Here is a 26,872-nt window from a genome sequence, read left to right as displayed (position 1 = left end):
GTCAGGGGCGGTCCGGGTCAGAAGGCGAAGAGGGCCATGATCGCGACGTTGCAGACCAGCAGGGCCGCCGCCGTGGGGAGTTGGGCCTTGATCGGGCCGTACTGGTCCTTGAGTTCGAGCAGAGCGGCGGGAACCAGGTTGAAGTTGGCGGCCATCGGGGTGACGAGGGTGCCGCAGAAGCCGCAGAGCATGCCGATCGCGAGGATCGCGGGCGCGTTGCCGTTCATCTGCTCGATGAGGACGGGCCAGCCGATCGCGGCGGTCATCACCGGGAACGCGGCGAAGGCATTGCCCATGACGATGGTGAACAGCGCCATGCCGCAGCAGTAGACGGCCACGGCCACGAACTTCTGACCGTCCGGCAGCACCGCCTCACTGATCCTTCCGACCTGCTCACCGACACCGGCGGACTGGAAGATCGAGCCGAGGACTGCGAGCAGCTGAGGCAGGATCAGCGCCCAGCCCATCGATTCCAGCATGTTGCGACCGGAGTGCAGCGGTACGGAGATCCTCCGCTCGCGCAACAGCACCATGCCTACGATCAGCGCGGCGATGGCGCCGACGCCGAGACCCAGGATGGTCTCGTACCCCGGCTCCAGGACCGGTTCGCCACCGATCTTCCAGTTCTTCACGAGCGTCGCGCAGACCATCGCGACGACGGGGATGGTGAGAGCCGGAAGGAACAGCTTGTTGCCGAGGCGGGCGGCCGAGGCTGCGCGCTTCTCGCGGGAAGGAGTGTGTGATGCGCCCTTGCCGGTGAGACCGCAGCCGCCCAGGACGATCAGGATCAGGACGGCGACACCCAGCGGTTCGGCGGGGAGGGACTTGTCGACGACTCCGGTGGAGTAGAAGAACGCGGCGCCCAGCAGACCCCAGAAGCCGGCCGAACCGAAGCGCTTGGGGTTGCTGCGGTCCATGACCATCTGCGCGGCCATGACGAGGAACACCGCGCCGACCAGCCAGAAGAAGTACTCGGACTTGATCACTTGGCGTCCTCCGTCCGGAGCCCGGCGTGCGTCGTCAGGTCGTTCTCGGCGGCGGCGACGGCGAGTTCGCGCTCCAGCTGCCGGTCCAGGTTGAGCAGGCGGGCCCCGTGGATCAGGAAGGCGCAGATCGCGGAGGGGATCGCCCACAGGGCCAGATGCAGCGGTTCGAGGTGCTGGTCGTACGTGGAGTTCACGAAGCCGGTGATCAGCAGGATCGATCCGATGGCGATGAAGCAGTCCTCACCGAAGAACACCCCGATGGTGTCGGCGCCGGACGCGTGCGAACGGACCTTCTCGCGCAGCTTCTGCGGCAGCGGACGACCCGCCTTGGCCTCGGCGGCGGCCTCGGCCATCGGGGCGATCAGCGGCCGCACACTCTGTGCGGGGCCGCCGATGCTGGTGAGGCCGACGGAGGCGGTGAGCTGCCGTATCAGCAGGTAGAGCGCCAGGAAGCGGCCGGTGGTCAGCCTGCCCAGCTTGCCGATGAGAGTACGGGCCTGCTCCTGGAGTCCGTACCGCTCGAGAAGCCCGATGACGGGCAGCGTGATGACGAAGACGGTCACGGAGCGCGCGGAGGCGAAGCTGTTGCCGAATGTGGCCAGCACCTCCTGCGGGGAGAGCTTGCCGAGCAGCCCTGTGACGATGCCTGCGACACCCACCACAAGGAGGGGATTGCGGCGGGTGGCGAATCCAAGGATCACCACGAGCACGCCGAGGAGAACGATCACGCGTCGGCCTTCTTCCGCGCATGGACGTGCAGGCATGCCTGCTCGGTCCTGATCAGACGGGGTAGTGCGCGAGACATTAAGCGATTGTTCAACAAACCCACAAGGGTGTGGGCTACATGGATAGCAAAGCGTGAGGTGGGGCCGTGGTGCGGCCGGAGCGGGTGGTGCCCAATTCGGTCGACGCGGGCGAAAGATGGTGCGATTTGGCCCTGATCTGCGGTTTCGCCCGGAGAGGGTCCGGCGCGTGGTGCGAGGGGCGGGGTTCGGGGGGATCGTGCGGATTGTGGAACGTTCCATGCGTGACATGGCCCGGCGCGGGGTGAAGCGCCGGGCCGTACCGAGTGAGGTTGCCGCGCGGCGGGTGCCCGGGTGGGGCTATCGTGCGGTCAGGCGCTCCGCGTACGCCTCCGCCAGCTGGCGCCGTGAGTCCTCCAGATAGAAGGCCAGCATCCGCTCGGCGCCCGCCGCGTCGCCCTCGGCGAGTCTGTCCGCGATCTCCCTGTTCCGGGTGAGGTAGGGCTCGTGGAACCGGCGCGGGTCGGCCATCACATGGAAGGCCAGCCGCAGTTCGGCGAGGACGTTGCGCATCAGCTCGTCCGTGCGGGGGCTGTTCGCGAGGCCGGCCAGGGCCTGGTGGAAGCGGATGTTGGCGGTCGAGCAGACCGGCCAGTCGTTGGCGAGCGCCGCCTGCTCGCCCGTCGACACGGCGGCCTCGACGGCCGTCAGGTCGTACGGCGGCTCGCCCAGCGTCCGCAGGGCGGCGCACTCGACGAGCAGCCGGACCCGGTAGATGTCCACCAGGTCGTCGACGGCGAGGACGCGGACGAAGACGCCCTTGTTGAGCCGGTGTTCCAGGAGGCGTTCGTGCGACAGCAGGCGGAAGGCCTCGCGCAAGGTGTTCCGGGACACGGCGAGGGCGCCGCTGATGCTCTCCTCGGAGAGCCGGCTGCCCGGCGGGAAGTAGCCTTCCATGATCCGGTCCCGCAGGATGGCGGCGACCCGTTCGGCGGTGCCGGACCGGGCCAGGGAGGCGCTGTCCGCCGCCAGTTCCGAGAGATCCGGAGAAGTCCCGCCGCCCGCATTCCCCGCCATGCCCCGTCCTCCGCCTGTTGCCGTGCGCGTCGTCCGGTGCGCACTCTGTGCCCAGTGAACCGTACGGGTGTCTCGCTCCCCAAGCCGGGTCTTGTCAGATTGTTGAACAATCGCTAGCGTGCGCCCGTGATGGATCTGACGAACCCGACGAACCCGGCGAGCCCGACGAACCCGATGGATCTCAACGCGGATCTCGGCGAAGGGTTCGGGCACTGGACCCTCACCGATGACGACGCGCTGCTCGACTGCGTCACCAGCGCCAATGTGGCCTGCGGGTTCCACGCGGGCGACGCCTCCGTGATGCGGCGGGTCTGCGACATCGCGGCCGCCAGGGGCGTCCGGATCGGTGCCCAGGTCGCCTACCGCGATCTGGCCGGCTTCGGGCGTCGCTCCATGGATGTGCCACCCGCCGAACTCACCGCCGAGATCGCCTACCAGATCGGCGCGCTGCGGGTCTTCGCCGAAGCGGCCGGCTCCACGGTCGCGTACGTCAAACCGCACGGCGCCCTCTACAACCGCGCCGTCTGGGACGACGACCAGGCCGCAGCCGTGGTCGAGGGCGTCAGGCTGGCCGGCGGGGACCTGGCGGTCCTCGGGCTCCCCGGGTCGCGCCTGCTCGCCCACGCCAGGGCCGCGGGTCTCACTTCCGTCGAGGAGGCCTTCGCCGACCGCGCGTACACCCCGCAGGGCACGCTGGTTCCGCGGAGCGAGCCCGGCGCGGTGCTGCACGACGAGGACGAAGTCGTACGCCGCAGTGTCGGGATGGCGGTGGACCGGGGCGTCACTGGCGCGGACGGCAGCCGGATACCGGTCGCGGCACGCTCGCTCTGCGTGCACGGCGACACCCCGGGCGCGGCGGCGCTGGCACGCAGGATCAGAGCGGCGCTCGAAGAAGCGGGCGTGGCCGTGCGGGCATTCGCATGAGCGCGGGTGCCGGCGCCGCGCACGGGGTCACGGCCGAGCGGAGCGTCCTCACGGGACAGTCCCGCGACGCGCGTACGTCCGCGTCGCGCGGGACGAGTGCTTGGCCGTCCCACGAGGCGGGCGCCCCGGCCGGCATCCGCGTTCTTCCCGCCGGGTCCGGAGCGCTGCTCGTCGAGCTGTCCTCCGGTGAACACGCCGAGGCCTTTCACGCCGAGCTGCTGCGGCGTCGCGCACGCGGCGAACTGCCCGCCGTACGCGAGATCGTGCCCGGTGCCAGGACCGTCCTGCTCGACGGCATCGCGGACCGCACCCCGGACGGCAGCGCGCGGCTCGCCCGGGAACTCGTCTCCTGGGAGATACCGCCGCTGCGGCGCGACACCGGGGAAGCCGTCGAGATCCCCGTCGTCTACGACGGCCCGGACCTCGCCGACGTCGCGGCGGCCTGGGGCGTCACCGTTGCCGAGGTGCCCCGCATCCACGCCGGGACCGAATTCCGGGTGGCCTTCTGCGGGTTCGCCCCCGGCTTCGGCTACCTCACCGGCCTCCCCGAGCACCTGCACCTGCCACGCCGCGCGACTCCGCGCACCAGGGTTCCGGCCGGTGCGCTGGCCCTCGCGGGGGCGTACACCGGGGTGTACCCACGCCCGTCGCCCGGCGGCTGGCAGATCATCGGGCGGATGCCCGAGCCGGGCGAACTGTGGAACCCGGCCCGCGAACCGGCCGCCCTGCTGAGCCCCGGGGCACGGGTGCGCTTCGTCGCGGCGGAGGTGCGGCCATGACCGGTGCCATCGAGGTGGTCAGGGCCGGAGCCCTGACCACCGTTCAGGACGCGGGCCGTATCGGCTGGGCGCACCTCGGGGTGCCGCGCGCCGGCGCCCTGGACGCCCCCTCCCGCCGCCTCGCCAACCGGCTGGCCGGAAACCCTGCGGACGCGGCGCTGCTGGAGACGACCGCCACCGGCTGCGCGGTCCGCCCGGACCGGCCCGTGGTCGCCGTCGTCGGCGGTGCGCCCTGCCGGGTCACGGTCGACGGGCGGCCCGTGGCCTGGGGGACACCCGTGCACGTACCGGCGGGCGCGGTGCTCGACGCGGGGCCTGCGGTGCAGGGGCTGCGCAGCTATCTGGCATTCGGGGGCGGCCTGCTGCCGGAACCGGTGCTGGGCAGCAGGTCCGCGGACCTGCTCTCCGGGCTCGGCCCGGCCCCGCTGCGCGACGGCGACGTACTGCCGCTGGGACACGGGGCGTCGCGGCCCGCGGCCCCCGACGCCGTGCCCTGGCCGGGCGCGCCGGCCGAGCTCGTTCTCCCCGTACGCCTCGGCCCCCGTCACACCTGGTTCACGGATCAGGCGCTGCGCACGCTCACCACGGCCACGTACCGGGTCTCGCCGCACAGCAACCGGATCGGCCTGCGCACGGAGGGCCCGGCCCTGACGCGCGCCCACGAGGGCGAACTGCCCAGTGAGGGGATGGTGCTCGGCGCCATACAGGTGCCGCCGGACGGACGCCCGGTGGTGTTCCTCAACGACCATCCGACGACCGGGGGCTATCCGGTCGTCGGGGTCGTGGACGAGAGCGCACTCGCGGGGGCGGCACAGGCGGTGCCGGGCACCCGGGTGCGGTTCGTGAGCGCGGGCTGACCACCGGCCCCGTCGGGCCGGTCCTACGCCACCGCGCGGAACCCCCGCAGCCGCAACGAGTTGCCCACCACGAACACCGACGAGAACGCCATCGCCGCCCCCGCGATCATCGGGTTCAGCAGCCCCGCCGCGGCCAGCGGCAGCGCCGCCACGTTGTAAGCGAACGCCCAGAACAGGTTCGTACGGATCGTCCCGAGTGTCTTCCGCGACAGCCGGATCGCGTCCGCCGCCGCCCGCAGGTCCCCGCGGACCAGGGTCAGGTCGCCGGCCTCGATCGCCGCGTCCGTGCCCGTGCCCATCGCCAGGCCCAGGTCCGCCTGGGCCAGTGCCGCCGCGTCGTTGACGCCGTCGCCGACCATCGCGACCGAACGGCCCCGGGCCTGCAGCCGCTTGACGACATCGACCTTGTCCTCGGGCATGACCTGCGCGTACACGTCGTCCCGGTCGATCCCGACCTCCGCCGCGACCGCCTCCGCCACCGCCCGGTTGTCCCCGGTGAGGAGGATCGGTGTCAGACCGAGGGCCCGCAGCCGTGCGATCGCCTCCGCGCTGGTCTCCTTCACCGCGTCCGCGACCTCCAGGACCGCCCGCGCCTCGCCGTCCCAGGCCACCGCGACGGCCGTCCGGCCGGCCGCTTCCGCCGCCGCCTTCTTCCGGGCCAGCTCATCGGGCAGGTGGATCTCCCACTCGGCGAGCAGCTGCTCCCGGCCGACGAGGACGGCGTGGCCCTCGACGACACCCTGGACGCCGAGTCCCGCGAGACCGGCGAAGTCCTGGACGGCGGGCAGGGCGGTCCCGGTCCGCTCGCGGGCGCCGGTGGCGACCGCCTGGGCGATGGGGTGTTCGGAGGCGTGTTCCAGGGCGCCGGCCAGCCGCAGCACCTGCGCCTCGTCCGCCGCGGTGTCCGCTGCCACGTGGACGTCCAGCAGTGTCATCCGGCCGGTTGTGACGGTGCCGGTCTTGTCGAGGACGATCGTGTCGATGCGGCGTGTGGTCTCCAGGACCTCGGGCCCCTTGATCAGGATGCCGAGCTGCGCGCCGCGCCCCGTGCCGACCATGAGGGCGGTGGGTGTGGCGAGGCCGAGTGCGCACGGGCAGGCGATGATCAGTACGGCGACGGCGGCGGTGAACGCGGCTGTGACGTCGTCGGTGAGAAGCAGCCAGACGACCAGGGTGACCAGCGCGATCAGCAGGACGACCGGGACGAAGACCGCCGAGATCCGGTCGGCGAGGCGCTGGGCCGCCGCCTTGCCGTTCTGCGCGTCCTCCACGAGCCTGGCCATCCGTGCCAGCTGGGTGTCGGCGCCGACCCGGGTGGCGCGCACGACGAGACGGCCGCCCGCGTTGAGCGTGGCACCGGTGACGGCGTCCCCGACCCCCACCTCGACCGGCACCGACTCGCCGGTGAGCATCGACGCGTCCACCGCCGAGGCGCCCTCGACGACGGTGCCGTCGGTGGCGATCTTCTCACCGGGACGGACCAGGAACCGGTTCCCGACCTGCAGCTCAGCCGTCGGCACGGTCACCTCGCGGCCGTCCCTCAGCACGGTGACCTCCTTGGCACCCAGCTCCAGGAGCGCCTTGAGCGCCGCGCCGGCCTTCCGCTTGGAGCGGGCCTCGAACCAGCGGCCGGCCAGGATGAACGCGGTGACTCCGGCCGCGGCCTCCAGATAGATGTTCCCCGCGCCGTCGCTGCGGCCGATGGTCAGCTCGAAGGGGTGCGTCATGCCGGGCATTCCGGCCATGCCGAAGAACAGCGCCCACACGGACCACAGGAACGCGGCCGATGTGCCGACGGAGATCAGTGTGTCCATGGTCGCCGCGCCGTGCCGGGCATTGGTCCAGGCGGCGCGGTGGAACGGCCAGGCGGCGTAGGTGACGACGGGGGCGGTCAGGGTCAGTGAGAGCCACTGCCAGTACATGAACTGCAGCGCCGGGATCATCGACATCGCGATCACCGGGACGGCGAGCACGACGGCGGTGAGCAACCGCTGCCGCAGCGGGCGGAGCGCGTCGGCCCCGTCCTCGGCGGCGGACGTGGGCTCCTCGGTGCGTACCGGAGGCGCGGGCTCCTGCGCCGTGTAGCCGGTCTTCTCGACGGTGGCGATCAGGTCCTGTACGGACAGGTCCTCGCCCCGGTAGCTGACCTTGGCCTTCTCGGTGGCGTAGTTGACGGTGGCGGTGACGCCGTCCATCCGGTTGAGCTTCTTCTCGATGCGGGCCGCGCAGGATGCGCAGGTCATGCCGCCGATGGAGAGCTCGACCTCTGCGGTGGTGCCGGTGCCGGTGCCGGTTGCGGCGGTGTGCGCGGACACGGTGTCCTCCCTGGCGTGTATACCCCTAGGGGGTATCCGATACTGATGTATGTATACCCCCCACCCCTATGAAGCGCAAGGGTGGATCCGGTGCCGGGCCGCGGACCCGGGTGCATCCAGCCGTCGGGCACCCCTCTGACCTCGCGTATCTTCACGTCCGCAGGGAAGCTGCACCTTCAGCCGACTGACCCGTAGGCTGGCCATTGGACTAGACCTATAGCTGTTTACTGGAGGAATGGGGTCCCATGAGCAACCGTGCAGTCCTGGAGGTGATCGCTCTCGACGCGGAGGACGCGGTCGCTGCCCAGGCGGGTGGTGCAGACCGGCTCGAGCTGGTCACCGACATGGCGGCGGACGGACTGACCCCGTCCTGCGCGACCTTCGCGAAGATCCGTGCCGCAGTCGACATTCCGCTGCGGGTGATGCTCAGAGTGGCGGACGGCTTCGCGGCCGGTGACATCGACGTACTCGTACGGAAGGCGCGCGAGCTGCGGGCCGAGGGCGCCGAGGAATTCGTCCTCGGCTTCCTGGATGCGCAGGGCCACGCGGACCTCGTCGCCGTCGAGCGGCTCGTCGCGGAGCTGGACGGCTGCAGTTGGACGTTCCACCGCGCGATCGACCGCGCCACCGACCGGGACGCCCTGCGCAAGCAGCTGGCGGACCTGCCCGGCCTCGACACGTACCTCACGGCCGGATCGGCGCTCGGCGTCGACGACGGCATCCCGGTGCTGCTCGTCGAGGCGGCACGGAACGGCGAGCCCGGCTACGAGCCGCAGATCCTGGTGGGGGGCGGGCTGCGGCTCGAACACCTGCCGGAGCTGCTGGCCGCGGGCATCGACGCGGTGCACATCGGGGGTGCGGCGCGACCCAAGGGATGGGACGCGCCGGTGGACGAGGCAGCGGTACGGGAGTGGCGGGCGCGGCTCGACGGGCAGGGCGGCTCACCGGGGTGACCGGTTCCGTCCTCAACCACCCCCATGGTCTCGAGGGGTCTCGAGGGGTCTCGAGGGGTCTCGAGGGCATGGGGGGATCCGCTCGACGGGCCGGAGAGCCGAGCCCGTCCGGCGATTGAGGCCCGGCGGCTACCGGGCGGCCCCGGTACCCCCGAGCGCCTCCGGCAACCCCGCCGCGTGCACCACCGTCAACCCTGACACCGCACGGGTCAGCGCCACATACAACCGGCGCAGGCCCGTGCGTTCGTCCGGTTCGCCGTCGACCACCGCCGCCGGTTCGTCCAGCACCACATAGTCGTACTCCAGCCCCTTCGCCAGCGACGCCGGGACCAGCGTCAGCCGGGACTCGGCCGTCGTCTCCTCGCCGGGGGACAGGTACGCGTGCCCCGCCGCCGTCAGCGCCTCCGCCAGCGCCGGGATCCGGGCGTCCGCCGCGATCAGGCCGATCGACCCCTCCTGCGCCAGCGACTCCTCGCACGCCGCGAGCACCGCCGCGTCCAGAGCGGCCGGGCCGGCCACTTCCCGTACCGCCAGTGAGCCCGGCGACTCACGCACCGACTCCACCTCCGCGAGACCCGGCGAGATCACCGGCAGCAGCCGTGACGCGTACGCGATGACCTCCCTCGGCACACGGAAGCCCGCCGTCAGCTCCTCCACCACCGCGTCCGCCTTGCCCAGGTGGTGCAGCGCCTGCGCCCAGCTCTCCGTCGACCACGGCGTCGTCCCCTGTGCCAGGTCACCGAGCACGGTCGCCGAACCTGTCGTGCAGCGGCGGCCCACCGCCCGGTACTGCATGGGGGAGAGGTCCTGCGCCTCGTCGAGGACGACATGGCCGAGCGAGTGGGTACGCGCCACCAGATCGCTCGCCTCGTCGATCAGCACCGCGTCCGCCGCCGACCACTTCGCCGACTTCACACTCCGGGCCGGCTTCGTCCACAGGATCGTCTTCTGCTCGTCCTCGGTGAGCAGCCCGTCCGCGTGCGCGGCCAGGAACTCCGGGTCGGAGAGCAGCCGCAGCACCAGCTTCGCCGGGTCGACGGCGGGCCAGATCGCCTTCACGGCCGCCTTGACCGCGGGAGTGCGGGCCACCGCGTTCTGCACCCGGTCGTCGGGGGCCTCGCCGGCCTCCTCCATCCGTACCAGGACGGCGTGCGCGATGCGCTGCGGAAGCGCCTCGTGCGCCGCTCCGTATCGCATGTCGCGGGCCAGCAACTCGGTGACCATCTCATCCAGTTCGTACGCGGGCACCCGCCAGCGGCGCGAACCGCGCACCACCATCACCGGCTCCGTCGGCAGCGTCACATGGGAACGGATCGCCCGCCGCAGCACCTCCGCCATCCGGGCGTCACCCTTGACGACGGCCGCCTCCGCCGCGTCCGTACCCCGCACCTCGACATGCGCCGCCACCAGATCGTCGACGGTCGCCTGCTTCACCTCCAGCTCACCGAGGGCCGGGAGCACCTGTTCGATGTAGTGGAGGAACGACCGGTTCGGCCCGATGACCAGCGTGCCGGTGCGGGCGAGCCGCTCGCGGTGCGCGTACAGCAGATACGCGACCCGGTGCAGGCCGACAGCGGTCTTGCCGGTTCCGGGCCCTCCCTGCACGCAGACCGTCCCGCCGAGCCCGCTGCGGACGATCTCGTCCTGCTCGGGCTGGATCGTCGCCACGATGTCGCGCATCGGACCGACGCGCGGCCGCTCGATCTCCGCCTGGAGCAGTTTGCTGGTCTGTGCGGCCTCGGTCGGGTCGCTGAGGTGCTCGTCCTCGTACGCGGTCAGCTCGCCGCCGGTGTACCCGAAGCGGCGGCGCTGTCCGACGTCCTGCGGGTCCTTCTTCGAGGCCCGGTAGAACGGCTGCGAGACGGGCGCACGCCAGTCGATGACCATCGGATCGCCGTCGGCGTCATGGACATGGCGCCGCCCGATGTAGAACTGCTCGCCCTCCGCGCCCTCGGCCTGTTCGGCACCGACCGGGTGCAGATAGTCGAGGCGGCCGAAGAAGAGCGGGGTGTGGGAGAGGTCGGCGAGCGACTTGATGCGTTCGTCGATCTGGGCCTGCAGGACGGCGGCGTTGACCCAGTTCGCGGTGACATCGCGGATGTCGAGCGCCTGGGCGTCCTCACGCATGGCGCGCAACGCGGCCCGGGACGCCGCGAGATGGCCGCGCTCGCGAGCCAGCGGATCGGTGGTGGTGGTGTCGCTTTCGTGTTCGTGCGCGGGCACGGTGTTGCCTCCGGCTTTTCAACGCAGGACGGCGGCCCGCAGCTCGCTCCCGGTTACGGGCAGGGGGCGACGCGGTCCGCTCGAGGATCGATCACGGGGTACGCACGCAGGTGCACGTACGACTGTCGGCCGGTTTCCGTCCGGTCGGCGGCGCTCCCCCGGCTGCCGGCGACGAGCCGGTACCACGGTGCGGGAGGCGGGCAGACCGGCGATTGTATCGACCGCGACCGGCGGGGTCGAACGAATTGAGCTGCCCGGCCCACCCGCAGTCCCTCCCCCGTCCAGCCCCCGCCCCATCCCGTAGGGGACGGCATGCGACCGGAGGCCTATGCGAAGACCACGGGGATTCCGCCCGCGGGCCGATGCCTTTACGGCACGGGCGCAGGACCATGGATTACATGAGCACCGCCAGCCTGAACCCACACGGGACCGGCCCCGCGCACGGCGCGACGGCCGCCACCGGTCACCCGCCCACCCACCACATCGGCGACGCCGTGCGCGCCGTGAAGGTTTTCGCACGCGCCGCGTTCGACGTGGCCGTCCTCGGCGAGTACGCGGAGGAGGCGGGCGTCCTCCGCCGCGACCATCGAGAACAGCACGACCACTCCGTACGCCGCGAACACTGAGTACGGCGGGGCCACCGAGCTCGCGCGACCGCTCCGGTACGAGCATCCGGCGCGGAGGCGACGAGCACCGCCCCCGCGCGTGGAGCGCTCGATTCAGCTGCTCAGTTGTCCGTCAGCAGCTCGTCCGCGTCCACGATCCGGTACGCGTACCCCTGCTCGGCCAGGAACCGCTGGCGGTGTGCCGCGAAGTCCTGATCGATCGTGTCGCGGGCGACCACCGAGTAGAACCGGGCCTCGTGCCCGTCCGCCTTCGGCCGCAGCACCCGGCCGAGCCGCTGTGCCTCCTCCTGCCGTGAGCCGAACGTGCCCGACACCTGGATGGCGACGGTCGCCTCCGGCAGGTCGATCGAGAAGTTCGCGACCTTCGACACGACGAGGACGCTGAGCTCGCCCTGGCGGAACGCGTCGAAGAGCTTCTCGCGCTGTGCGTTGCTCGTCTCGCCCTTGATCACCGGGGCGTCCAGATGCTCGCCCAGCTCGTCGAGCTGGTCGATGTACTGCCCGATGACGAGGGTCTGCTCGCCCCGGTGCTTGCGCACCAGCGCCTCCGTCACCTTCCGCTTCGTCGCGGTCGTCGCGCAGAACCGGTACTTCTCCTCGGCCTCGGCGGTCGCGTAGGCCAGCCGCTCCGAGTCCGTCAGATTGACCCGGACCTCGACACAGTCGGCAGGCGCGATGTACCCCTGCGCCTCGATCTCCTTCCACGGCGCGTCGAACCGCTTGGGGCCGATCAGCGAGAAGACGTCCGACTCGCGGCCGTCCTCCCGGACGAGCGTCGCGGTGAGGCCGAGCCGCCGCCGGGCCTGCAGGTCGGCGGTGAACTTGAAGACGGGTGCGGGCAGCAGATGCACCTCGTCGTAGATCACCAGGCCCCAGTCGCGGGAGTCGAACAGCTCCAGATGCGGATAGACGCCCTTACGGCGGGTCGTCAGCACCTGGTACGTGGCGATGGTGACCGGCCGGATCTCCTTGCGCGTACCGCTGTACTCGCCGATCTCGTCCTCGGTCAGCGACGTCCGCTTCACCAGCTCGTGCTTCCACTGCCGGGCCGAGACGGTGTTCGTCACCAGGATCAGCGTGGTCGCCTTGGCCTCCGCCATCGCACCGGCCCCGACCAGTGTCTTGCCCGCACCACAGGGCAGTACGACGACACCGGAGCCACCGTGCCAGAACCCCTCGACGGCCTGCCTCTGGTACGGCCGCAGTGCCCAGCCGTCCTCGGCCAGCTCGATCGGGTGCGCCTCGCCGTCGACGTACCCGGCGAGGTCCTCGGCCGGCCAGCCCAGCTTCAGCAGCGTCTGCTTGATCTGCCCGCGCTCGGACGGGTGCACCGCCACGGTGTCCGGGTCGATCCGGGCCCCGACCAGCGGCTGGACCTTCTTCGACCGGAGGATCTCCTCCAGAACGGGCCGGTCCGTGGAGGTCAGCACCAGACCGTGGACCGGATGCTTGGAGAGCGTGAGGCGGCCGTACCGGGCCATCGTCTCGGCGATGTCGACGAGCAGCGCGTGCGGTACCGGATAGCGCGAGTACTGCACGAGCGCGTCGACGACCTGCTCGGCGTCGTGCCCGGCGGCGCGTGCGTTCCACAGCCCGAGGGGGGTCAGCCGGTAGGTGTGGATGTGCTCCGGCGCCCGCTCCAGTTCCGCGAAGGGCGCGATCGCGCGACGGCAGGCATCGGCCTGGTCGTGGTCGACTTCCAGGAGCAGGGTCTTGTCGCTTTGGACGATGAGGGGTCCGGTCACGCGTCTCGGCCCTTTCTACGGGGTACGGCCGCCCGTGCGGCCAAACGTCCAGTGTGCCCCATGTGAGGTAGGTGGCGCGTAGGTGTCGGCGAGCGGGTTGTCCGGCCACTCGCTCGCCGTGCGGGTACGGGACGTGTCCCGGCCCGCGGGTGACCCGTGCCGCTGCCGGGGGTACGGCACCGGAGCGGCCGCGCCGGCGGTGGCCCGTCCCGCTGGGCCGGGAGGTCAGGTGGTGGCGTCGTCGGCCAGTTCGGCGACGCCGGTGATCCGGTGCAGCGGGTAGGTGCGGACCTCGTCCGCCGTGTGGTCGTACGCCGTCACGAAGCCGCCCTCCACCCGGACCGGGGCGATGACCCGCTGGCTGGCCGCGCCCTCCGCGTTGACGTACCCGATCCACACCGCGGAGCCCGTCATCGCCGCCGCCTGGACCGTGGCGAGGGTCTCCGCGGACGTCGTGCGGGGCAGTGAGCCGGCCGTGGCGGCGGCGGTCCCGTCCGTCTCCTTGTGGACGACCGTCGCGGCTGTGTCCCCGGCGCGGATCGCCCGTACCGCCGCGCCCAGCAGCGTTCCGTCGGGCACCGGCGGGCCTTCGGGGACAGGGGCGGGCGGGGTACGGGGCGGGGTGCGGCGGATGCCCGCGCGGGTGATCAGGACGTCGCCCTCGGCGGACTCGGCGGCCGGGGCGTAGCCCATCTCGCGCAGCCCTTCGAGCAGGGACGCCGGGTCGATCTGGGCGGCCAGTGCCGTCGGTGCGAGGCGGCGCAGGCGCAGGGTGGCCGAGCGCCGGTCGGCGAGGATCTCGTTGAGCACGGCCTCGTCGTCGCAGCGTACGTAAGCGGAAGCGGCGCCGATCCGCAGATGGCCGTGACGGCGGGCGACGTCGTCGATGAGGTAGCTGAGGGGCTGCGGGACCGGCGTACAGCTGTGTGCGGCGAGGAACGCGTGCAGATCGGCCGCGGACTGTCCGGCGTCCAGCGCACGGCGTACGGAGCCCGGCGTGAACCGGTAGACCGTCGCACCACCCTTCGACTCGATGTCGGCGAGGACGGACAGCGTGTCGGCGAGGGGGCGTTCCAGCGGGCCGGGCGCGACGGCCGTCAGGTCGGCCTGGAGCAGGACGTGGTCGAGGGGCTCCGGGATGAGCGGGGCGAGCAGCGCGGCGGCCTTCGCCGGTCCGGAGTCGATCAGGGCGCGGGACTGGGAGGAGAGCGCGCCACGGCCGGTGATGCCGAGGAGTTCGGACTCGTTCAGCGTCCACAGGGCGATCCGGGACCGCAGGTCGGTGGTGTTCCCGGCGGACGTGGAGGCGCCGCGCAGCGGCCGCTCCCAGCGGAGCCGGGCGAGCAGCGACTCCGGGTCCGGGGCGGTGCCGGGGTCCAGCGAGGCGAGCAGGGCCAGGATGCGGTGGCGTACCTCGGGGGCGGCCGAGCGGTCGAGTTCGGGGCCGAGCGCGGACAGGGCCCGGCCCTTGGCGTCCTGGCCGCCGACCAGGCCGGCGGTGCGGGTGGCGGTGAGCCAGGTGGTGGCGAGGTGCACCCAGCGGTCCTGGACGGGGAGTTCGGTCCAGTCGTCGTAGGCGGGGGTCGGCGCATACCGTTCGTCGGCCTCGCCGTCGGAGGCCAGCAGTCCGGCCGCGTAGGCGAGTTCGAGCCAGAACGCGGCGATCGGCTCGGACACGTCGAGAACGGTCGCGATCCGCTTCAGCTCGCGGACGCTGAGGCCGCCGGCGCGCAGTATCGGTGGGCCGCCGCCGTTCCAGCTCGTCAGGAGTTCCTCGACGGTGGACACCGCCAGGAACGCCTGGCCCGCCGCCGCACTGTCCACAGCCCGGGGATCACGCGTCGCGGCCGCCACGACGGCGGGCGGCAGCGGCTCCGGTACGCGGTGGGCGCGCCCGGCCCGCAGATGCAGGGCCGCCTCGCGCGGCAGGACGACCGTGCGCGTCGACACGGGCAGCAGCAGCCCGCGGTCGCGCAGCCACTTCACGGGCGGCGTCGGGTTCGGGGTCACCTCCCCGTACGGCGGGCCCCACACCAGCCGGTCCAGCACCGACAGGGCCTCGACCGGCGCGGTGTCGAGCAGCTCGCCCATCCTGCCGCGGTCGGTGAAGAGCGCGGACAGGGAGGCCACGGCGGAGACCGGGTCATGGGTGGCGGGCAGTCCGGCCGCCACCAGGATCTCCTGGAGCCGGCCCGGCGACATGCCGGCCGTGGCCTCGGCGACGGTCGGCCCCAGCCCGGTGGGGGAGGGGTGCTGAGGGGACGGGGCAAGGAGTTCGCGCGCGGTACGCACCAGCCGCAGCCGGTCGTTCTCGCCCCAGACGAGGGCCTGTTCGCGCAGGGTCGCGAGGGCGCCGGGTGCCGCGCTCCGGATCGCCGTACCCGCATCGTCGCGGGCCGTGCCGTCGTCCTGGCCGTCGCCGGTGAGCAGGGCGAGCAGAGTGTCGTACGGGGCCGGATCGGGCGCGACGGCAAGCGCCTCCGCGGTCTGCAGGGCGAACCGGTCGAGGTGCTCCAGCGCGCGTACGACAGAGGCCCGGGTGCCGGCTCGCGTCGCCAGCTGGGTGATGTCGTTCGGTACCGGAGACAGAAGATCGGGGCGGGCGCGGAGCAGCCCGGCCAACGACTCGTCGTCCCGGGCGCGCAGAGCTTCGGCGAGCGTCCGCGGTGGTGTGGTCATCCCCATCCGTCCCACGGTAGTCGCTCCGGACAGGCCCGAGGGCGCTACCGTCGGTGCAGGCCGGTCAGAGGGGAACCATCGCGTGGGGATCGAGAGCGACCAGCTCGTCTACGACTATCTGAGCCGGGTCGGGGATCTGGCCCAGCAGCAACAGCTGTCCTCGGGCACCCGGATGCGGCTCGTGGCGGCACTGCGCACGGAGATCGACCGGCAGCGCGGAAGCCAGGCCACGGACACGCCGGCGGCGGTGCGCCGCATCATCGGGCGGCTCGGCACACCGGACGAACTGGTCGCCGCGGCGGCCCGGTCGGCCGACGGAACGGTGACGTTGCCGGGGGCGCCGGGGGCTCCGGATGCGGATGATCCGGAGCCGCGGGGGATCCCCCGGCCGCGCAGAGGGACGCTCCGGAAAGAGAGTTCGCGCAAGGGCGCGTCGGAGGGGGCGACGGGGGCCTCTCGGGCCTCGGAGATCTCGGGGGCCTCGGGGATTTCGGGCGGCGATGTGCCGGCCCAACGGGTGCCGTCGCCGCCGCACATGGCGGGGACGGACGAACTGGGCGCGTCCGGGAGCGAACCCGACTGGTGGCGCATCGAGTCCGGGCCGTTCGGGGACGGCGTGGAGGTGCCGGGGTTCGTGGGCGGGGTGGAGATCCCCGAGCTGTTGAGGCCACCGCGGCCGCCGGTGGAGGGGGCTGCGGAGGGGGTCGGTGCGGATGCCGACGAGGGCGTGGAGGGTGACGGTGCCGGGGCCGGCTCCGACGGTGGTGATTCCAGTGAGGCGGACGACGCGCCGCGCGGTCGGTGGCGGCCGCGGCTGCGTCGGCGTACACCCCGCGACGAGAACAAGGGGTTCCGGTTCTCCCACCCGTTGTTGCTGCTCGCCGCGGCGCTGCTGGTCACCGGTGCGGTGACCGGGTACTGGGTGGCCCTGGCGGGCGGATGGCTGCTCGCGTACGGCTCACGCACGCTCTCGCGCAGGGAGGCCAAGCTGGCCGCGATGGGGCTGCCGGGGGCGGTCGCGGCGGCCGGCCTGGTCTGGCTGTGGGGGCGGATGGACGGGCGCTGGGGTGAGCCGATCCCGGAGGACGGGATGGGCGAGGCGCTGAGTGGGGTGTGGCCGGTGGTGGTGCGGGCGGCGGCGGTGACGTCAGCGCTGTTCCTGGTGTGGCGGGCGCGGAGGCGGGTGGGGTAGACGGGGGGTTGCGCCGTGGCGTCCGGCTGCCGGGTCTGAGGGGTGGGCGGTTCCGTCCTCGAGCGCCGGACGGGCTTGAGCGGGTTCCTGGCACAGGGGTGGGCGCCGGCGCGCCTGCCCGGGGAGTGGTGGGCGGTGCCCCTCCGGGGTGTCTCCTCAGAACTGGCGCGGAAGCCGGCGACGCGGACGAACCCGGCACGTGCGCCAGTCCCTGCACGGCCCCGCCCAGGCATCACTCGCGCTCGCGGCCCGGTGGGGTGGGGCTCAGGAGGGCGGGGTCCAGGGGGCGCCCGGCACGACCAGGGGCGAACCCGTCACCGGGTCCGGGACGATCACTGCCTCCAGGCCGAACACCTCGCGTACGAGCTCCGCGGTGACGATGTCCGCCGGGTGGCCCTCGGCGACGATCCGGCCCGCCTTCATCGCGACCAGGTGGTCCGCGTACCGCGCGGCCTGGTTCAGGTCGTGGAGCACGGTGACGACCGTCCGGCCGCGGCTGCCGTCCGCCGCCGGTGCGGCGAGCTGGCGCACCAGGTCGAGGACCTCCACCTGGTGCGAGATGTCGAGGTACGTCGTCGGCTCGTCGAGCAGCAGCAGATCCGTCTCCTGGGCCAGCGCCATCGCGATCCAGACCCGCTGCCGCTGACCGCCGGACAGTTCGTCCACCGACCGGTCGCCGAGCGCCGTGATGTCCGTACGGTCCATGGCATCGGTGACGGCCCGCTCGTCCTCCTCGGACCACTGCTGCCACCAGTGCTGGTGCGGCTGCCGGCCGCGGGCGACGAGGTCGGAGACGGTGATCGCCTCGGGCGCGACCGGGGTCTGCGGCAGCAGTCCTATGGACTGGGCGATCTTCTTGGTGGGGATCCGGGACAGCTCCGTACCGTCGAGGAGTACGGCCCCGCCGCGCGGCTTGAGCAGCCGGCCCAGTGCGCGCAGGGTGGTCGACTTGCCGCATGCGTTCGGGCCGACGATGACCGTCACCCGGCCGTCGGGAACGGTGAGGTCCAGCTCGTGCACGACCGTGCGGTCCTCGTAGGCGAGGGTCAGCCGGCGCGCGGTGAGCCGGCCGGTCGTCGCCTCGGCGACGGCATCGGACGTACGGGTCGAGCTCATGCCTTGCCTCCATTGCGGCCACCGTGACCGCGGATGATCAGCCAGATCAGATACGGGGCGCCGACCGCCGCCGTCAGCACACCCACCGGCAGCTCGGTGGGCGAGAAGAGTTTGCGCGCCAGCAGATCGGCGAAGACGACGATCACCGCGCCGAGCAGCGCCGAGCACAGCAGCGGGATCTGTGCGGTACGTGTCATGCGGCGGGCGATCTGCGGGGCGAGCAGCGCCACGAAGTCGACCGGCCCGGCCGTCCCCGTCGCCACGGACGCCAGGATCACACCGAGCGCGACGAGCCCCAGGCGTACCCGGCCCAGCCGTACCCCCAGCGCGGTCGCGGTGTCGTCGTCCATCGACACGGTGCGCTGTGCGCGAGCCGCCCACAGGACGGCCGGTACGAGCGCGAGCAGCGTCCAGCCGATCGGCGCCACCTCGTTCCACCCGCGGCCGTTCAGCGAACCCGTCATCCAGATCTGCGCCTGCTGGGCGACCAGATAGTCGCCCTTGGTCAGGAACAGTGTGGTGACGGACCGCAGCGCGATGGCGAAGCCGATGCCGATGAGGACGAACCGGGTGGCGTGCAGCCCGCCGCGCCATGCGAAGACGTAGACGAGCGCCGCCGCCGCGACTCCGCCGATGACCGACAGATACGGCAGCACGGTGTACGAGGTGACGCCGAACGTCATCGCGCCGACCGTGAGCGCGCCCGCACCCTGGCTGATGCCGATGATGTCGGGGCTGGCCAGCGGATTGCGGGCCACCGTCTGGATCAGCGCCCCGGCGATCCCGAAGGCCGCGCCGACGAGCAGGCCGACGACCATGCGCGGCAGCCGCAGCGTCCCGACGACCAGTTCGTACGGCGACGGCTGCCCGAGGATCACCTTCACGACCTCGGAGGGTGCGACGAAGCTCTCGCCGGCACAGAGGTACGCGACGCAGACGACCGCCAGCAGCACGACGAGGACCGTCGCGGCGACGGCCGCACGCCGGTGCAGCAGGAACCGCCCGCGCGCCCCGATCCGTACGACGCTGTACCCGGCGGGCCGGACCGGGGTCCGGGTGAGGGTGCCGCTCATGCCGGGACCGCCTTCCGACGTACCAGTGCGACCAGGAACGGCACCCCGATCAGCGCCGTCATCACGCCCGCCGGGACCTCGCTCGGAGGAAAGACGATCCGGCCGATGACGTCCGAGACCAGCAGCATCACGGGGCCGATCAGCGCCGCCATCGGCAGTACCCACCGGTGGTCGCTGCCGACGATCGCGCGGGCGATGTGCGGGACGGCCAGCCCGATGAACGCGATCGGCCCGGCCGCGGCCACCCCGACCCCGGTCAGCACGGTGGCCCCGACGCCGCCGACGATCCGTACCGTCGCGACCTTCTGCCCCAGCCCCTTCGCCACGTCCTCGCCCAGCGCCAGCGCGTCGAGGCCTCGTGCCACGGACAGCACGAGCACCGTGCCGACGAGCAGGAACGGCCAGATCTGCTGCGCCACCTCGGCCTCCCGCCCGGCGATCGAACCGACCTGCCAGAAGCGGAACTCGTCGAGTGCGGACGCCTTCGTCGTCAGCACCGCCATCGTCACGGACACCAGCAGCGCATTGATCGCGGCGCCGCCCAGTGCGAGCTTCACCGGCGTCGCCCCGCCGCGCCCGCGTGACGCGATCGCGTACACGGCGACGGACGCGACGGCCGCCCCTGCGAACGCGAACCAGACGTACCCGGTCAGCGTGTGGATCCCCGCGTACGCGATGGCCAGCACCACGCCGACCGAGGCGCCCTGGCTGATGCCGAGGATGCCGGGGTCGGCGATGGGGTTACGGGTGATGCCCTGGAGCACCGTGCCCGCGAGGGCCAGCGCCGCACCGACCATCAGCCCGATCAGGGTGCGCGGCACCCGCAACTGGCGAATCACTTCGGCGGCGTCGGAGTGCCCGCCGTGCAGCAGGGCGTCGAGCACCGCGGACGGCGCGATGGTGCGCGCGCCCACGGCAAGGCTGAGCAGGACGGCCACCAGCAGCGCCAGGACGGCCGTCGCCGTCGCGAGAGCGCGTCTGTGACGGCGAGGTGCGGCGGCTGGCATCGGACCCAATCGGCGAACTGGACGACCTGGCTCTGTGCCGCCACGCAGGGCCGGCACAGCCAGGTAAGGCTTGGCTTAGTCTAGGCGGGGTGTCATGGGGCCCGGAGGGCGAGGGGCAGATCCGTGACCTCGGCACAATGGGAGCCATGGCTTCGCACCCCCTGACGGTCGGCTTCGACCTCGATATGACGCTCATCGACTCCCGGCCCGGCATCAAGGCCGCCTACCAGGCGCTTTCCGCGGAGACGGGGAGGCCGATCGACGCCGATCTGGTGGTCAGCAGGCTCGGTCCGCCGCTGGAGGACGAACTGGCGAACTGGTTCCCGGCGGACGTCCTGGCCGCCACGGCCGACCGCTACCGGGAGATCTATCCCACACACGCCATCACCCCGACCCCGGCGCTGCCCGGCGCCCGGGAGTCCGTCGCCGCGATCCGCGAGCGGGGCGGCCGGACGATCGTCGTCACGGCGAAGTACGAGCCGAACGCCAGGCTCCACCTGGCGCATCTCGGGATCGAGGCCGACGAGATCGTCGGCGGCCTGTGGGCGGAGGGAAAGGCGCGGGCGCTGCGCGAGCACGGCGCGCAGGTGTATGTCGGCGACCACACAGGGGACGTACGCGGCGCCCGCACGGCACAGGCGCTGTCGGTGGCGGTCACCACGGGCCCGTGCGACGCGGACGAACTGCGAGCGGCGGGCGCGGATGTGATCCTGCGGAACCTGACGGAGTTCCCGGCCTGGCTGGACGCCTACCGGGCCGTGTAGGGGCTGCTCGGAGGATCGCCCCCCCGGCACGCCCGCTTTCGCCCTACCGCGTGGCGTCCCGCTTCGGAGACCCTGCCCATGCCGACCGGACCACGCCTGCCGCCGCGATCAGGAATCCCACCCCCATCAACATGCACACCGCATACGCGATGGACGGGAACGGGTCGGTCCCGAGGAACAGCGGGGCCACTGTGACCAGCGTGGCCAGCGCCCCGATGAAGAAGACGATCGCGCCGACCCGGACGAGCCGGTCGCCTGCAGAAGGAGGAGTACTCACCCCGCAAGGGTAGTTCCCACCCCGGAAGAACCCCTCTTCACCCGTAGTGCGCCGTTTCTGGACACAGTCCGGATGACCAGGCTTGACGAGGGGTACTGCACCTGTGGAGGCTTCTGCCAGCAGGGGAGCACGACCATGGTCCGGCCTGACCTGCTGAGGCTTGGTTCCGGCATACGGGTTGAGATGGGGTGCGTGCTTTGCCGACTGGCAAGGTCAAATGGTTCAACAGCGAGAAGGGCTTCGGCTTCCTTTCCCGCGACGACGGTGGCGACGTGTTCGTGCACTCGTCGGTGCTCCCTGACGGAGTCGACGCCCTCAAGCCCGGCCAGCGCGTCGAATTCGGCGTCGTGGCAGGTCAGCGCGGAGACCAAGCGCTGTCGGTGACGATTCTGGACCCGACGCCGTCCGTCGCGGCCGCCCAGCGCCGCAAGCCGGACGAACTGGCATCGATCGTGCAGGATCTGACGACGCTGCTGGAGAACATCACGCCGATGCTGGAGCGGGGCCGTTACCCCGACAAGGCGGCCGGCAAGCAGATCGGCGGCCTGCTGCGCGCGGTGGCCGACCAGCTCGACGTATAGCGGACCGGCGACAGGCTGGGCAGTCTGTCGCCGGTCGGCCGGCGCCCGGCATCGTCAGACGAACGACAGCGCGTCCGGGCCGAGGGGCGGCACCAGCCCCTCGGCCGCCGCGCGGGTCAGCAGTCCGCGGATCGCCGCGTAGCCGTTCTCGCCGAGGTCGGCGGTGAACTCGTTGACGTACAGCCCGATGTGCTGGTCGGCCACGGCCGGGTCCATCTCCTGGGCGTGCTCCAGCACGTACGGCCGCGACGCCTCCGGGTCGTCCCAGGCCATCCGGACCGATGTACGCACCGACTCGGCCAGCGCCTTCAGCTTCTCGGCGCCCAGCGACCGCTTGGCGATGATCGCGCCGAGCGGGATCGGCAGGCCGGTCGTCAACTCCCAGTGCTCGCCCATGTCGGCGAGGCTGTGCAGACCGTAGTTCCGGTAGGTGAACCGCGCCTCGTGGATGACGAGACCGGCGTCCACCTTCCCGTCCCGTACGGCGGGCATGATCTCGTCGAACGGCATGACGACGATCTCGCCGACGTCACCCGGGACGACATCCGCCGCCCAGAGCCGGAACAGCAGATAGGCGGTCGAGCGCTCGCTCGGCACGGCGACGGTCTTCCCCGTCAGATCCGTACCCGGCTCCTTCGTCAGGACGAGCGGCCCGCAGCCGCGCCCCAGCGCCCCGCCGCAGGGCAGCAGCGCGTACTCCTCCAGGACCCAGGGCAGCACCGCGTACGACACCTTCAGTACGTCCAGCTCGCCGCGCTCGGCCATGCCGTTGGTGAGGTCGATGTCGGCGAACGTGACATCGAGGGCGGGCGCGCCGGGGACCCGGCCGTGCGCCCAGGCGTCGAAGACGAACGTGTCGTTCGGGCACGGCGAGAAGGCGATGCGCAGGGCGTCGCCGGTGGTGTCAGCGGTGTCGGTCATGGGGAGTGGTCCAGCCTTCCAGTACGGGGGTGAGCTTCCCGAACGCCTCGGTGAGCGCGGTCAGCGCGTCGCCGATGCGCCAGGCGTCCCGGTCGCGCGGGCCGACGGCGTTCGAGACGGCCCGGATCTCCAGCACCGGTACGCGCAGCCGCTCGGCGGCCTCGGCGACCCCGAAGCCCTCCATGGCCTCGGCGACGGCGTGCGGGTGGGCGGTGCGCAGGGCGGCTGCGCGTCCGGCGCTGCCGGTCACGGTGGAGACGGTGAGGACCTCGCCGGTCAGCGCGCCGGTGGCCGCGGCCACGTCCCGTACCAGGTCGGGCGGCGGCACGAACCGTTCCCGTCCGAAGCCCAGGGCGGTGACGGGCACGAAGCCGTCGGGGGTCTCGGCGCCCAGATCGGCGGCGACGATCCCACTCGCCACGACGAGGGAACCGACGGGGGCGTCGGGCGCGAACCCGCCGCCGATCCCGGCCGAGACGACCAGGCCGTACGGTCCCGCCCCGGCTCCGGGACCGACCCCCGCCCCGGCCCCCGAGGCCAGGGCGAAGGCGGCCGCGGCGGCCGCGGAAGCCGGACCCGCGCCGCCCGCGACGACATCGAGGGCGCCGGCGCGGTGCAGCTCGGCGCCGGGCACATCGAGGACCTGCGGTCTGTCCGTGAACGCACGCGTGACCGCGTCCCGTTCCACCGGGACAGCGGTCACGACAAGCACACGCACGGGGAGGGCCCTCCCAGGTCAGGAGGGGATCAGTCGGTCTTCTTGAGCTCGAAGTGCCAGATGCCGGTGAGCTTCTTGCCGTCGGTCTCCACGATGCTGACCTGCGTCTTGTTCGTGGTCCCGCCGGTCTGGCTGGAGAAGAAGGCACTGCCCGGGATGGACCGGTAGGTCTTCTTGTAGGGCTCCTGCTCGGCCTGCTGGCCGTTGATGAAGAGCGTCCAGCCCTTGTCCGCGATCTCAGGGTCGACGCCGAAGCGGACCTTGTCGTCCATCGCGACCTCGACGGACTTCTCCGCCTTCTTGTTCAGGCAGGTCTTGATCTGCGAGTCCTTGAGGGCGTCGCCGTCGTTGTAGCAGGACGCCTCGGTGGTCACCGAGGTGTCGCCGACCGTCACGGTGGCGAGCGGCGTCGGCTTGTCGCAGGCGGACAGGACAAGGAGTCCCGCGGACACGGCACCAAGAGCGACGCCGATACGACGGCCCTTACCGGAGAAGAACGCAACGGTCATGGGCCGAAGGTTATCGGTCGCCCCGGCTCACGCCACGCGGGGGTGCGGCGAGCCGCGCCGCGCGGCGCTCAGCAGACCCCGTACGGAGGCTGCCGCACCCAGGGCGAGGATCCCCGCAGCGACCGACATCCCCAGTACGCCGTTGAGGGGGAGAGAGATGCCGATGCCGCCGCCGATCACCCAGGCCATCTGCAGCAGTGTCTCGGACCGGGCGAACGCGGAGGTCCGTACCTCCTCCGGCACGTCGCGCTGGATCATCGCGTCCAGCGACAGCTTGGACAGCGCCTGGGTGAAGCCCGCCATCGCACTGAGCGCGGCGACCATCAGGGTGGAGAAGAAGACCGCGGCGAGGACGGCGATGCCGAGCGCCAGCCCCAGCACCGAGGCGATGATCACCTCGGGGCCGCGGGTCCGGAGCCAGGAGCCCATGGCCGTACCGAGGGCGTTGCCGACACCGGCCGCGACACCGACGATGCCGAGCGAGACGGCGGCGCTCTGCCCGGCCAGCGGCTGCTCACGCAGCAGGAACGCCAGGAAGAAGATCAGGAAGCCGGAGAGGGCGCGGTGCGCGGCGTTCGCCTGGAGCCCGTGCAGGACGGACGGCCCGACGGTCCGCAGCCCCGGCCGCCTCTCCTTCTCCCCGGACCTCGTGGTGGCTTTCTTGCCGTTGGTCCTTTTTCCGTTGGCCTTGGACGGTTTGGCCAACGGCTGATGGACGTGGTGCTCGACCAGCTGGGCCCGGCGCTCGCCCTTCGCCGAGTCGACCTTGCGCGGCAGTGTGAAGGCGAGCACGGTGCCGCCGATGAAGATCACGCACGCGCCGTACAGCGGCCAGCCGGATCCGACGGTCTGCAGCCCGGCCCCGATCGGCGCCGCCACACCGGTGGCCAGCAGCCCGGCCAGGGTGACCCGGGAGTTCGCCTTCACCAGGGAGAAACCGGGTGGCAGCAGGCGCGGCACGACCGCGCTGCGTACGACCCCGTACGCCTTCGAGGAGACCAGGACGCCCAGCGCCGCCGGATACAGCTCCAGACCGCCTGTGGCGACCGCGCTGGACATGGTGAGTGCCAGCAGCGCCCGGGCCAGCATGGCGCCCGCCATCGCGGCGCGGCGGCCGTGCGGCAGGCGGTCCAGGAGCGGGCCGATGACGGGGGCGAGGAGCGTGAAGGGCGCCATCGTGACGGCGAGATAGAGGGCGACGCGCCCGCGGGCCTCGTCCGTAGGCACGGAGAAGAACACCGTCGAGGCGAGCGCGACCGTGATCATCACGTCGCCCGCGCCGTTCACGGCATGCAGCTCGATCAGTTTGCCGAGCCCGGATTCGCCGGCGCCGTGGGCGTGGGTCGCCTTGCGGATGCCCTTCGCTGTGCCGGTGAACGGCGCGTGCAGGGCATGACCGATCGTCCGGCCCGTCCTGCGGAGCGGGCCGGACCCGTCGTGCGACCTGGCGGAAGCCACCCCGTCATAGTGCCCCAGTCACACCGGTAACGAACCGAGAACGGTGCGAGGCGCGATGAGCGCCGCCCTGTCGGGCCAGTGAGGACCGCGGGCGCCCGTAGTCGCCGCTGCCGGGTCCGCTCTGACACGGACACGGCAGTGGATACGGCCTTGTTTGGGACGGGCAGGTGGGCGGGGAGCGGCGGAGAGGGTAGCGTGCGTAGCGCGCCACCGGCGGTTGTTCTTGGCCGCGCGCCTCTCGGCGATCCCGCAGAATGGATAGCAGAAGGCGCGCCCGAGGCAGGCACAACGGGTGTGGACGTCGACGCGGCCCCCAGGTCCGCTCCGCCCGCAACCGTTATGGCCGTAATCGATGGATCTGCTGGCGCGCTCGTGAGACGGCGTATGGAGAGAAGCGAGACCTGTGAGTGCTGCTACGACGCGAAGCCGTACTGCCCGTACCCCTGCCCCCGACCGCCTGTGCGCCGAGGCGGTAGACCTCGCGCGCTCGGCGGCCGAGGAAGCCGCCGCGCCAGGAGTGGTCGGTGAGCATGTGGCGCTGGTCTCCGAAGGGGACCGGGTCGTCACGCACTACTTCGAGTGCAAGGAGCCCGGCTACCGGGGCTGGCGCTGGGCGGTGACGGTCGCCAGGGCCTCCCGCGCCAAGAACGTCACGCTCGACGAGGCGGTACTGCTGCCCGGGACGGATGCGCTGCTCGCCCCCGAGTGGGTGCCGTGGAGCGAACGGCTGCGCCCCGGCGACATGGGACCCGGCGATCTGCTGCCCACCGAGGCGGAGGATCTCCGGCTGGAGCCCGGGTACACCGGCGAGGACGAGCCGCCGCCGAACTCGGTGGTCTCCGAGATGTCGGAGGAACTGGCCGATCTCGTCGACGCGGAGGACGCGGAGCTGACGACGCGCCCGGAGGCGACGGACCGCGGCTCGATCGCGGCGGTCGCCGAAGAGCTCGGGATGCGGCGGGCGCGGGTGCTGTCCCGGTACGGGCTGCATGCGGCGGCCGACCGGTGGGACGAGGCATTCGGCGCGAAGACGCCGATGGCGCAGGCGGCACCGGCGTCCTGCGACACGTGCGCCTTCCTGGTGCCGATCGCAGGATCCCTGCGGCAGGCGTTCGGGGTGTGCGCGAACGAGTTCAGCCCGGCGGACGGGCGGGTCGTCTCGCTGTCGTACGGGTGCGGTGGGCATTCGGAGGCCGCGGTGATGCCGAAGCCGCCGAAGCCGGCGCCGCACGCTCTGGACACGATGCAGGTGGACGAGTACCTGCTGCGCCCGGCGAGGGACGGCGGGTCGGTTCCGGCGGAGCCGGATGCGCCGTCGGAGGACCTCGGCCACTCCTGACGCTCCTCGT

24 protein-coding genes are annotated in these 26,872 nt (G+C 72.1%); 9 read left to right on the top strand and 15 right to left on the bottom strand.

The annotated features are described in order from the left end of the window. Positions 1-17 precede the first annotated feature (17 nt). The 3 genes from OHA88_RS22190 to OHA88_RS22180 form a co-directional block, all read right to left on the bottom strand. Positions 18-986 (bottom strand): DUF979 domain-containing protein, encoded by a 969-nt coding sequence (locus OHA88_RS22190; protein ID WP_267003417.1) that lies wholly within the window; start codon positions 984-986, stop codon positions 18-20. Next, a complete protein-coding gene (locus OHA88_RS22185) occupies positions 983-1,714 on the bottom strand; it encodes a DUF969 domain-containing protein (protein ID WP_030979511.1) in 732 nt (243 codons plus the stop codon). The genes OHA88_RS22190 and OHA88_RS22185 overlap by 4 nt, the downstream gene beginning before the upstream one ends. 375 nt (positions 1,715-2,089) lie before the next feature. Further along, the gene (locus OHA88_RS22180) at positions 2,090-2,806 is read right to left on the bottom strand and encodes a GntR family transcriptional regulator (protein ID WP_328626793.1); all 717 of its coding nucleotides are present in this window, start codon (positions 2,804-2,806) and stop codon (positions 2,090-2,092) included. A 174-nt stretch (positions 2,807-2,980) separates the two neighbouring features. On the opposite strand from OHA88_RS22180, the gene OHA88_RS22175 reads away from it, so the two are divergent. Genes OHA88_RS22175 through OHA88_RS22165 form a run of 3 tightly spaced genes read left to right on the top strand, consistent with a single transcriptional unit; the run spans position 2,981 to position 5,366 of the window. Continuing rightward, a complete protein-coding gene (locus OHA88_RS22175) occupies positions 2,981-3,730 on the top strand; it encodes a LamB/YcsF family protein (RefSeq protein ID WP_328629763.1) in 750 nt (249 codons plus the stop codon). Then, on the top strand, positions 3,727-4,509 hold the full coding sequence (locus OHA88_RS22170) for a 5-oxoprolinase subunit B family protein (protein WP_328626792.1): 783 nt from the start codon (positions 3,727-3,729) through the stop codon (positions 4,507-4,509). The genes OHA88_RS22175 and OHA88_RS22170 overlap by 4 nt, the downstream gene beginning before the upstream one ends. Then, complete coding sequence (locus OHA88_RS22165) at positions 4,506-5,366, top strand: biotin-dependent carboxyltransferase family protein (RefSeq protein WP_328626791.1); 861 nt, start codon at positions 4,506-4,508, stop codon at positions 5,364-5,366. The genes OHA88_RS22170 and OHA88_RS22165 overlap by 4 nt, the downstream gene beginning before the upstream one ends. Positions 5,367-5,389: 23 nt before the next feature. Here the strand turns inward: OHA88_RS22165 and OHA88_RS22160 are convergent, their stop codons facing one another. Continuing rightward, on the bottom strand, positions 5,390-7,681 hold the full coding sequence (locus tag OHA88_RS22160; protein ID WP_328626790.1) for a heavy metal translocating P-type ATPase: 2,292 nt from the start codon (positions 7,679-7,681) through the stop codon (positions 5,390-5,392). A 245-nt stretch (positions 7,682-7,926) separates the two neighbouring features. On the opposite strand from OHA88_RS22160, the gene OHA88_RS22155 reads away from it, so the two are divergent. Further along, the gene (locus OHA88_RS22155; RefSeq protein WP_326628372.1) at positions 7,927-8,634 is read left to right on the top strand and encodes a copper homeostasis protein CutC; all 708 of its coding nucleotides are present in this window, start codon (positions 7,927-7,929) and stop codon (positions 8,632-8,634) included. Positions 8,635-8,763: 129 nt separating this feature from the next. Here OHA88_RS22155 and OHA88_RS22150 read toward each other — a convergent pair whose 3' ends face one another. Then, on the bottom strand, positions 8,764-10,857 hold the full coding sequence (locus tag OHA88_RS22150) for a HelD family protein (protein ID WP_328626789.1): 2,094 nt from the start codon (positions 10,855-10,857) through the stop codon (positions 8,764-8,766). Positions 10,858-11,255: 398 nt separating this feature from the next. Here OHA88_RS22150 and OHA88_RS22145 point away from each other — a divergent pair, with 398 nt between their 5' ends. Further along, positions 11,256-11,483 (top strand): hypothetical protein, encoded by a 228-nt coding sequence (locus OHA88_RS22145; RefSeq protein WP_328626788.1) that lies wholly within the window; start codon positions 11,256-11,258, stop codon positions 11,481-11,483. Positions 11,484-11,584: 101 nt separating this feature from the next. Here OHA88_RS22145 and OHA88_RS22140 read toward each other — a convergent pair whose 3' ends face one another. Continuing rightward, positions 11,585-13,228, bottom strand: coding sequence for a DNA repair helicase XPB (locus tag OHA88_RS22140; protein WP_328626787.1), 1,644 nt, complete (start codon positions 13,226-13,228; stop codon positions 11,585-11,587). A gap of 225 nt (positions 13,229-13,453) precedes the next feature. Then, positions 13,454-15,913, bottom strand: coding sequence for a helicase C-terminal domain-containing protein (locus tag OHA88_RS22135; protein WP_328626786.1), 2,460 nt, complete (start codon positions 15,911-15,913; stop codon positions 13,454-13,456). Positions 15,914-15,989: 76 nt separating this feature from the next. On the opposite strand from OHA88_RS22135, the gene OHA88_RS22130 reads away from it, so the two are divergent. Then, complete coding sequence (locus tag OHA88_RS22130) at positions 15,990-17,099, top strand: hypothetical protein (protein WP_328626785.1); 1,110 nt, start codon at positions 15,990-15,992, stop codon at positions 17,097-17,099. A gap of 264 nt (positions 17,100-17,363) precedes the next feature. On the opposite strand, the gene OHA88_RS22125 is transcribed toward OHA88_RS22130, so the two are convergent. Genes OHA88_RS22125 through OHA88_RS22115 form a run of 3 tightly spaced genes read right to left on the bottom strand, consistent with a single transcriptional unit; the run spans position 17,364 to position 20,295 of the window. Beyond that, positions 17,364-18,215, bottom strand: coding sequence for an ABC transporter ATP-binding protein (locus OHA88_RS22125; protein ID WP_267003394.1), 852 nt, complete (start codon positions 18,213-18,215; stop codon positions 17,364-17,366). After that, entirely contained in the window at positions 18,212-19,288 is a 1,077-nt protein-coding gene (locus OHA88_RS22120; RefSeq protein ID WP_328626784.1) for a FecCD family ABC transporter permease, read from the bottom strand. Before OHA88_RS22120 ends, OHA88_RS22125 begins: the two co-directional genes overlap by 4 nt. Then, positions 19,285-20,295 (bottom strand): FecCD family ABC transporter permease, encoded by a 1,011-nt coding sequence (locus OHA88_RS22115; protein WP_326605104.1) that lies wholly within the window; start codon positions 20,293-20,295, stop codon positions 19,285-19,287. Before OHA88_RS22115 ends, OHA88_RS22120 begins: the two co-directional genes overlap by 4 nt. Positions 20,296-20,432: 137 nt before the next feature. Between OHA88_RS22115 and OHA88_RS22110 the strand changes: the two genes are divergently transcribed. Beyond that, positions 20,433-21,059: an HAD family hydrolase gene (locus OHA88_RS22110; protein ID WP_328629762.1), complete on the top strand. Its 627-nt coding sequence runs from the start codon at positions 20,433-20,435 to the stop codon at positions 21,057-21,059. Between the two features lie 43 nt (positions 21,060-21,102). Here OHA88_RS22110 and OHA88_RS22105 read toward each other — a convergent pair whose 3' ends face one another. Next, positions 21,103-21,336: a hypothetical protein gene (locus OHA88_RS22105; protein WP_267003386.1), complete on the bottom strand. Its 234-nt coding sequence runs from the start codon at positions 21,334-21,336 to the stop codon at positions 21,103-21,105. 197 nt (positions 21,337-21,533) lie between these two features. On the opposite strand from OHA88_RS22105, the gene OHA88_RS22100 reads away from it, so the two are divergent. Then, on the top strand, positions 21,534-21,917 hold the full coding sequence (locus OHA88_RS22100) for a cold-shock protein (protein ID WP_030926546.1): 384 nt from the start codon (positions 21,534-21,536) through the stop codon (positions 21,915-21,917). A 54-nt stretch (positions 21,918-21,971) separates the two neighbouring features. Here OHA88_RS22100 and OHA88_RS22095 read toward each other — a convergent pair whose 3' ends face one another. From OHA88_RS22095 to OHA88_RS22080, 4 genes are read right to left on the bottom strand one after another with little or no spacing between them, the layout of a single operon-like run. Beyond that, complete coding sequence (locus OHA88_RS22095; protein ID WP_030926543.1) at positions 21,972-22,838, bottom strand: 1,4-dihydroxy-6-naphthoate synthase; 867 nt, start codon at positions 22,836-22,838, stop codon at positions 21,972-21,974. After that, on the bottom strand, positions 22,822-23,556 hold the full coding sequence (locus OHA88_RS22090; RefSeq protein ID WP_328626783.1) for a futalosine hydrolase: 735 nt from the start codon (positions 23,554-23,556) through the stop codon (positions 22,822-22,824). The genes OHA88_RS22095 and OHA88_RS22090 overlap by 17 nt, the downstream gene beginning before the upstream one ends. Before the next feature lie 29 nt (positions 23,557-23,585). Further along, on the bottom strand, positions 23,586-24,065 hold the full coding sequence (locus OHA88_RS22085) for a DUF2771 domain-containing protein (protein WP_328626782.1): 480 nt from the start codon (positions 24,063-24,065) through the stop codon (positions 23,586-23,588). 27 nt (positions 24,066-24,092) lie between these two features. After that, positions 24,093-25,523 carry an MFS transporter gene (locus tag OHA88_RS22080; RefSeq protein WP_328626781.1) on the bottom strand — a complete coding sequence of 477 codons (1,431 nt, stop codon included), beginning with the start codon at positions 25,521-25,523 and terminating at the stop codon, positions 24,093-24,095. Between the two features lie 403 nt (positions 25,524-25,926). On the opposite strand from OHA88_RS22080, the gene OHA88_RS22075 reads away from it, so the two are divergent. After that, a complete protein-coding gene (locus tag OHA88_RS22075; protein WP_078852856.1) occupies positions 25,927-26,862 on the top strand; it encodes a DUF3027 domain-containing protein in 936 nt (311 codons plus the stop codon). Positions 26,863-26,872 lie beyond the last annotated feature (10 nt).

It is taken from the genome of Streptomyces sp. NBC_00353 (genome assembly GCF_036108815.1).
Taxonomy (GTDB): Bacteria; Actinomycetota; Actinomycetes; order Streptomycetales; family Streptomycetaceae; genus Streptomyces.
This window is presented reverse-complemented; position numbering and strand designations above follow the sequence as displayed.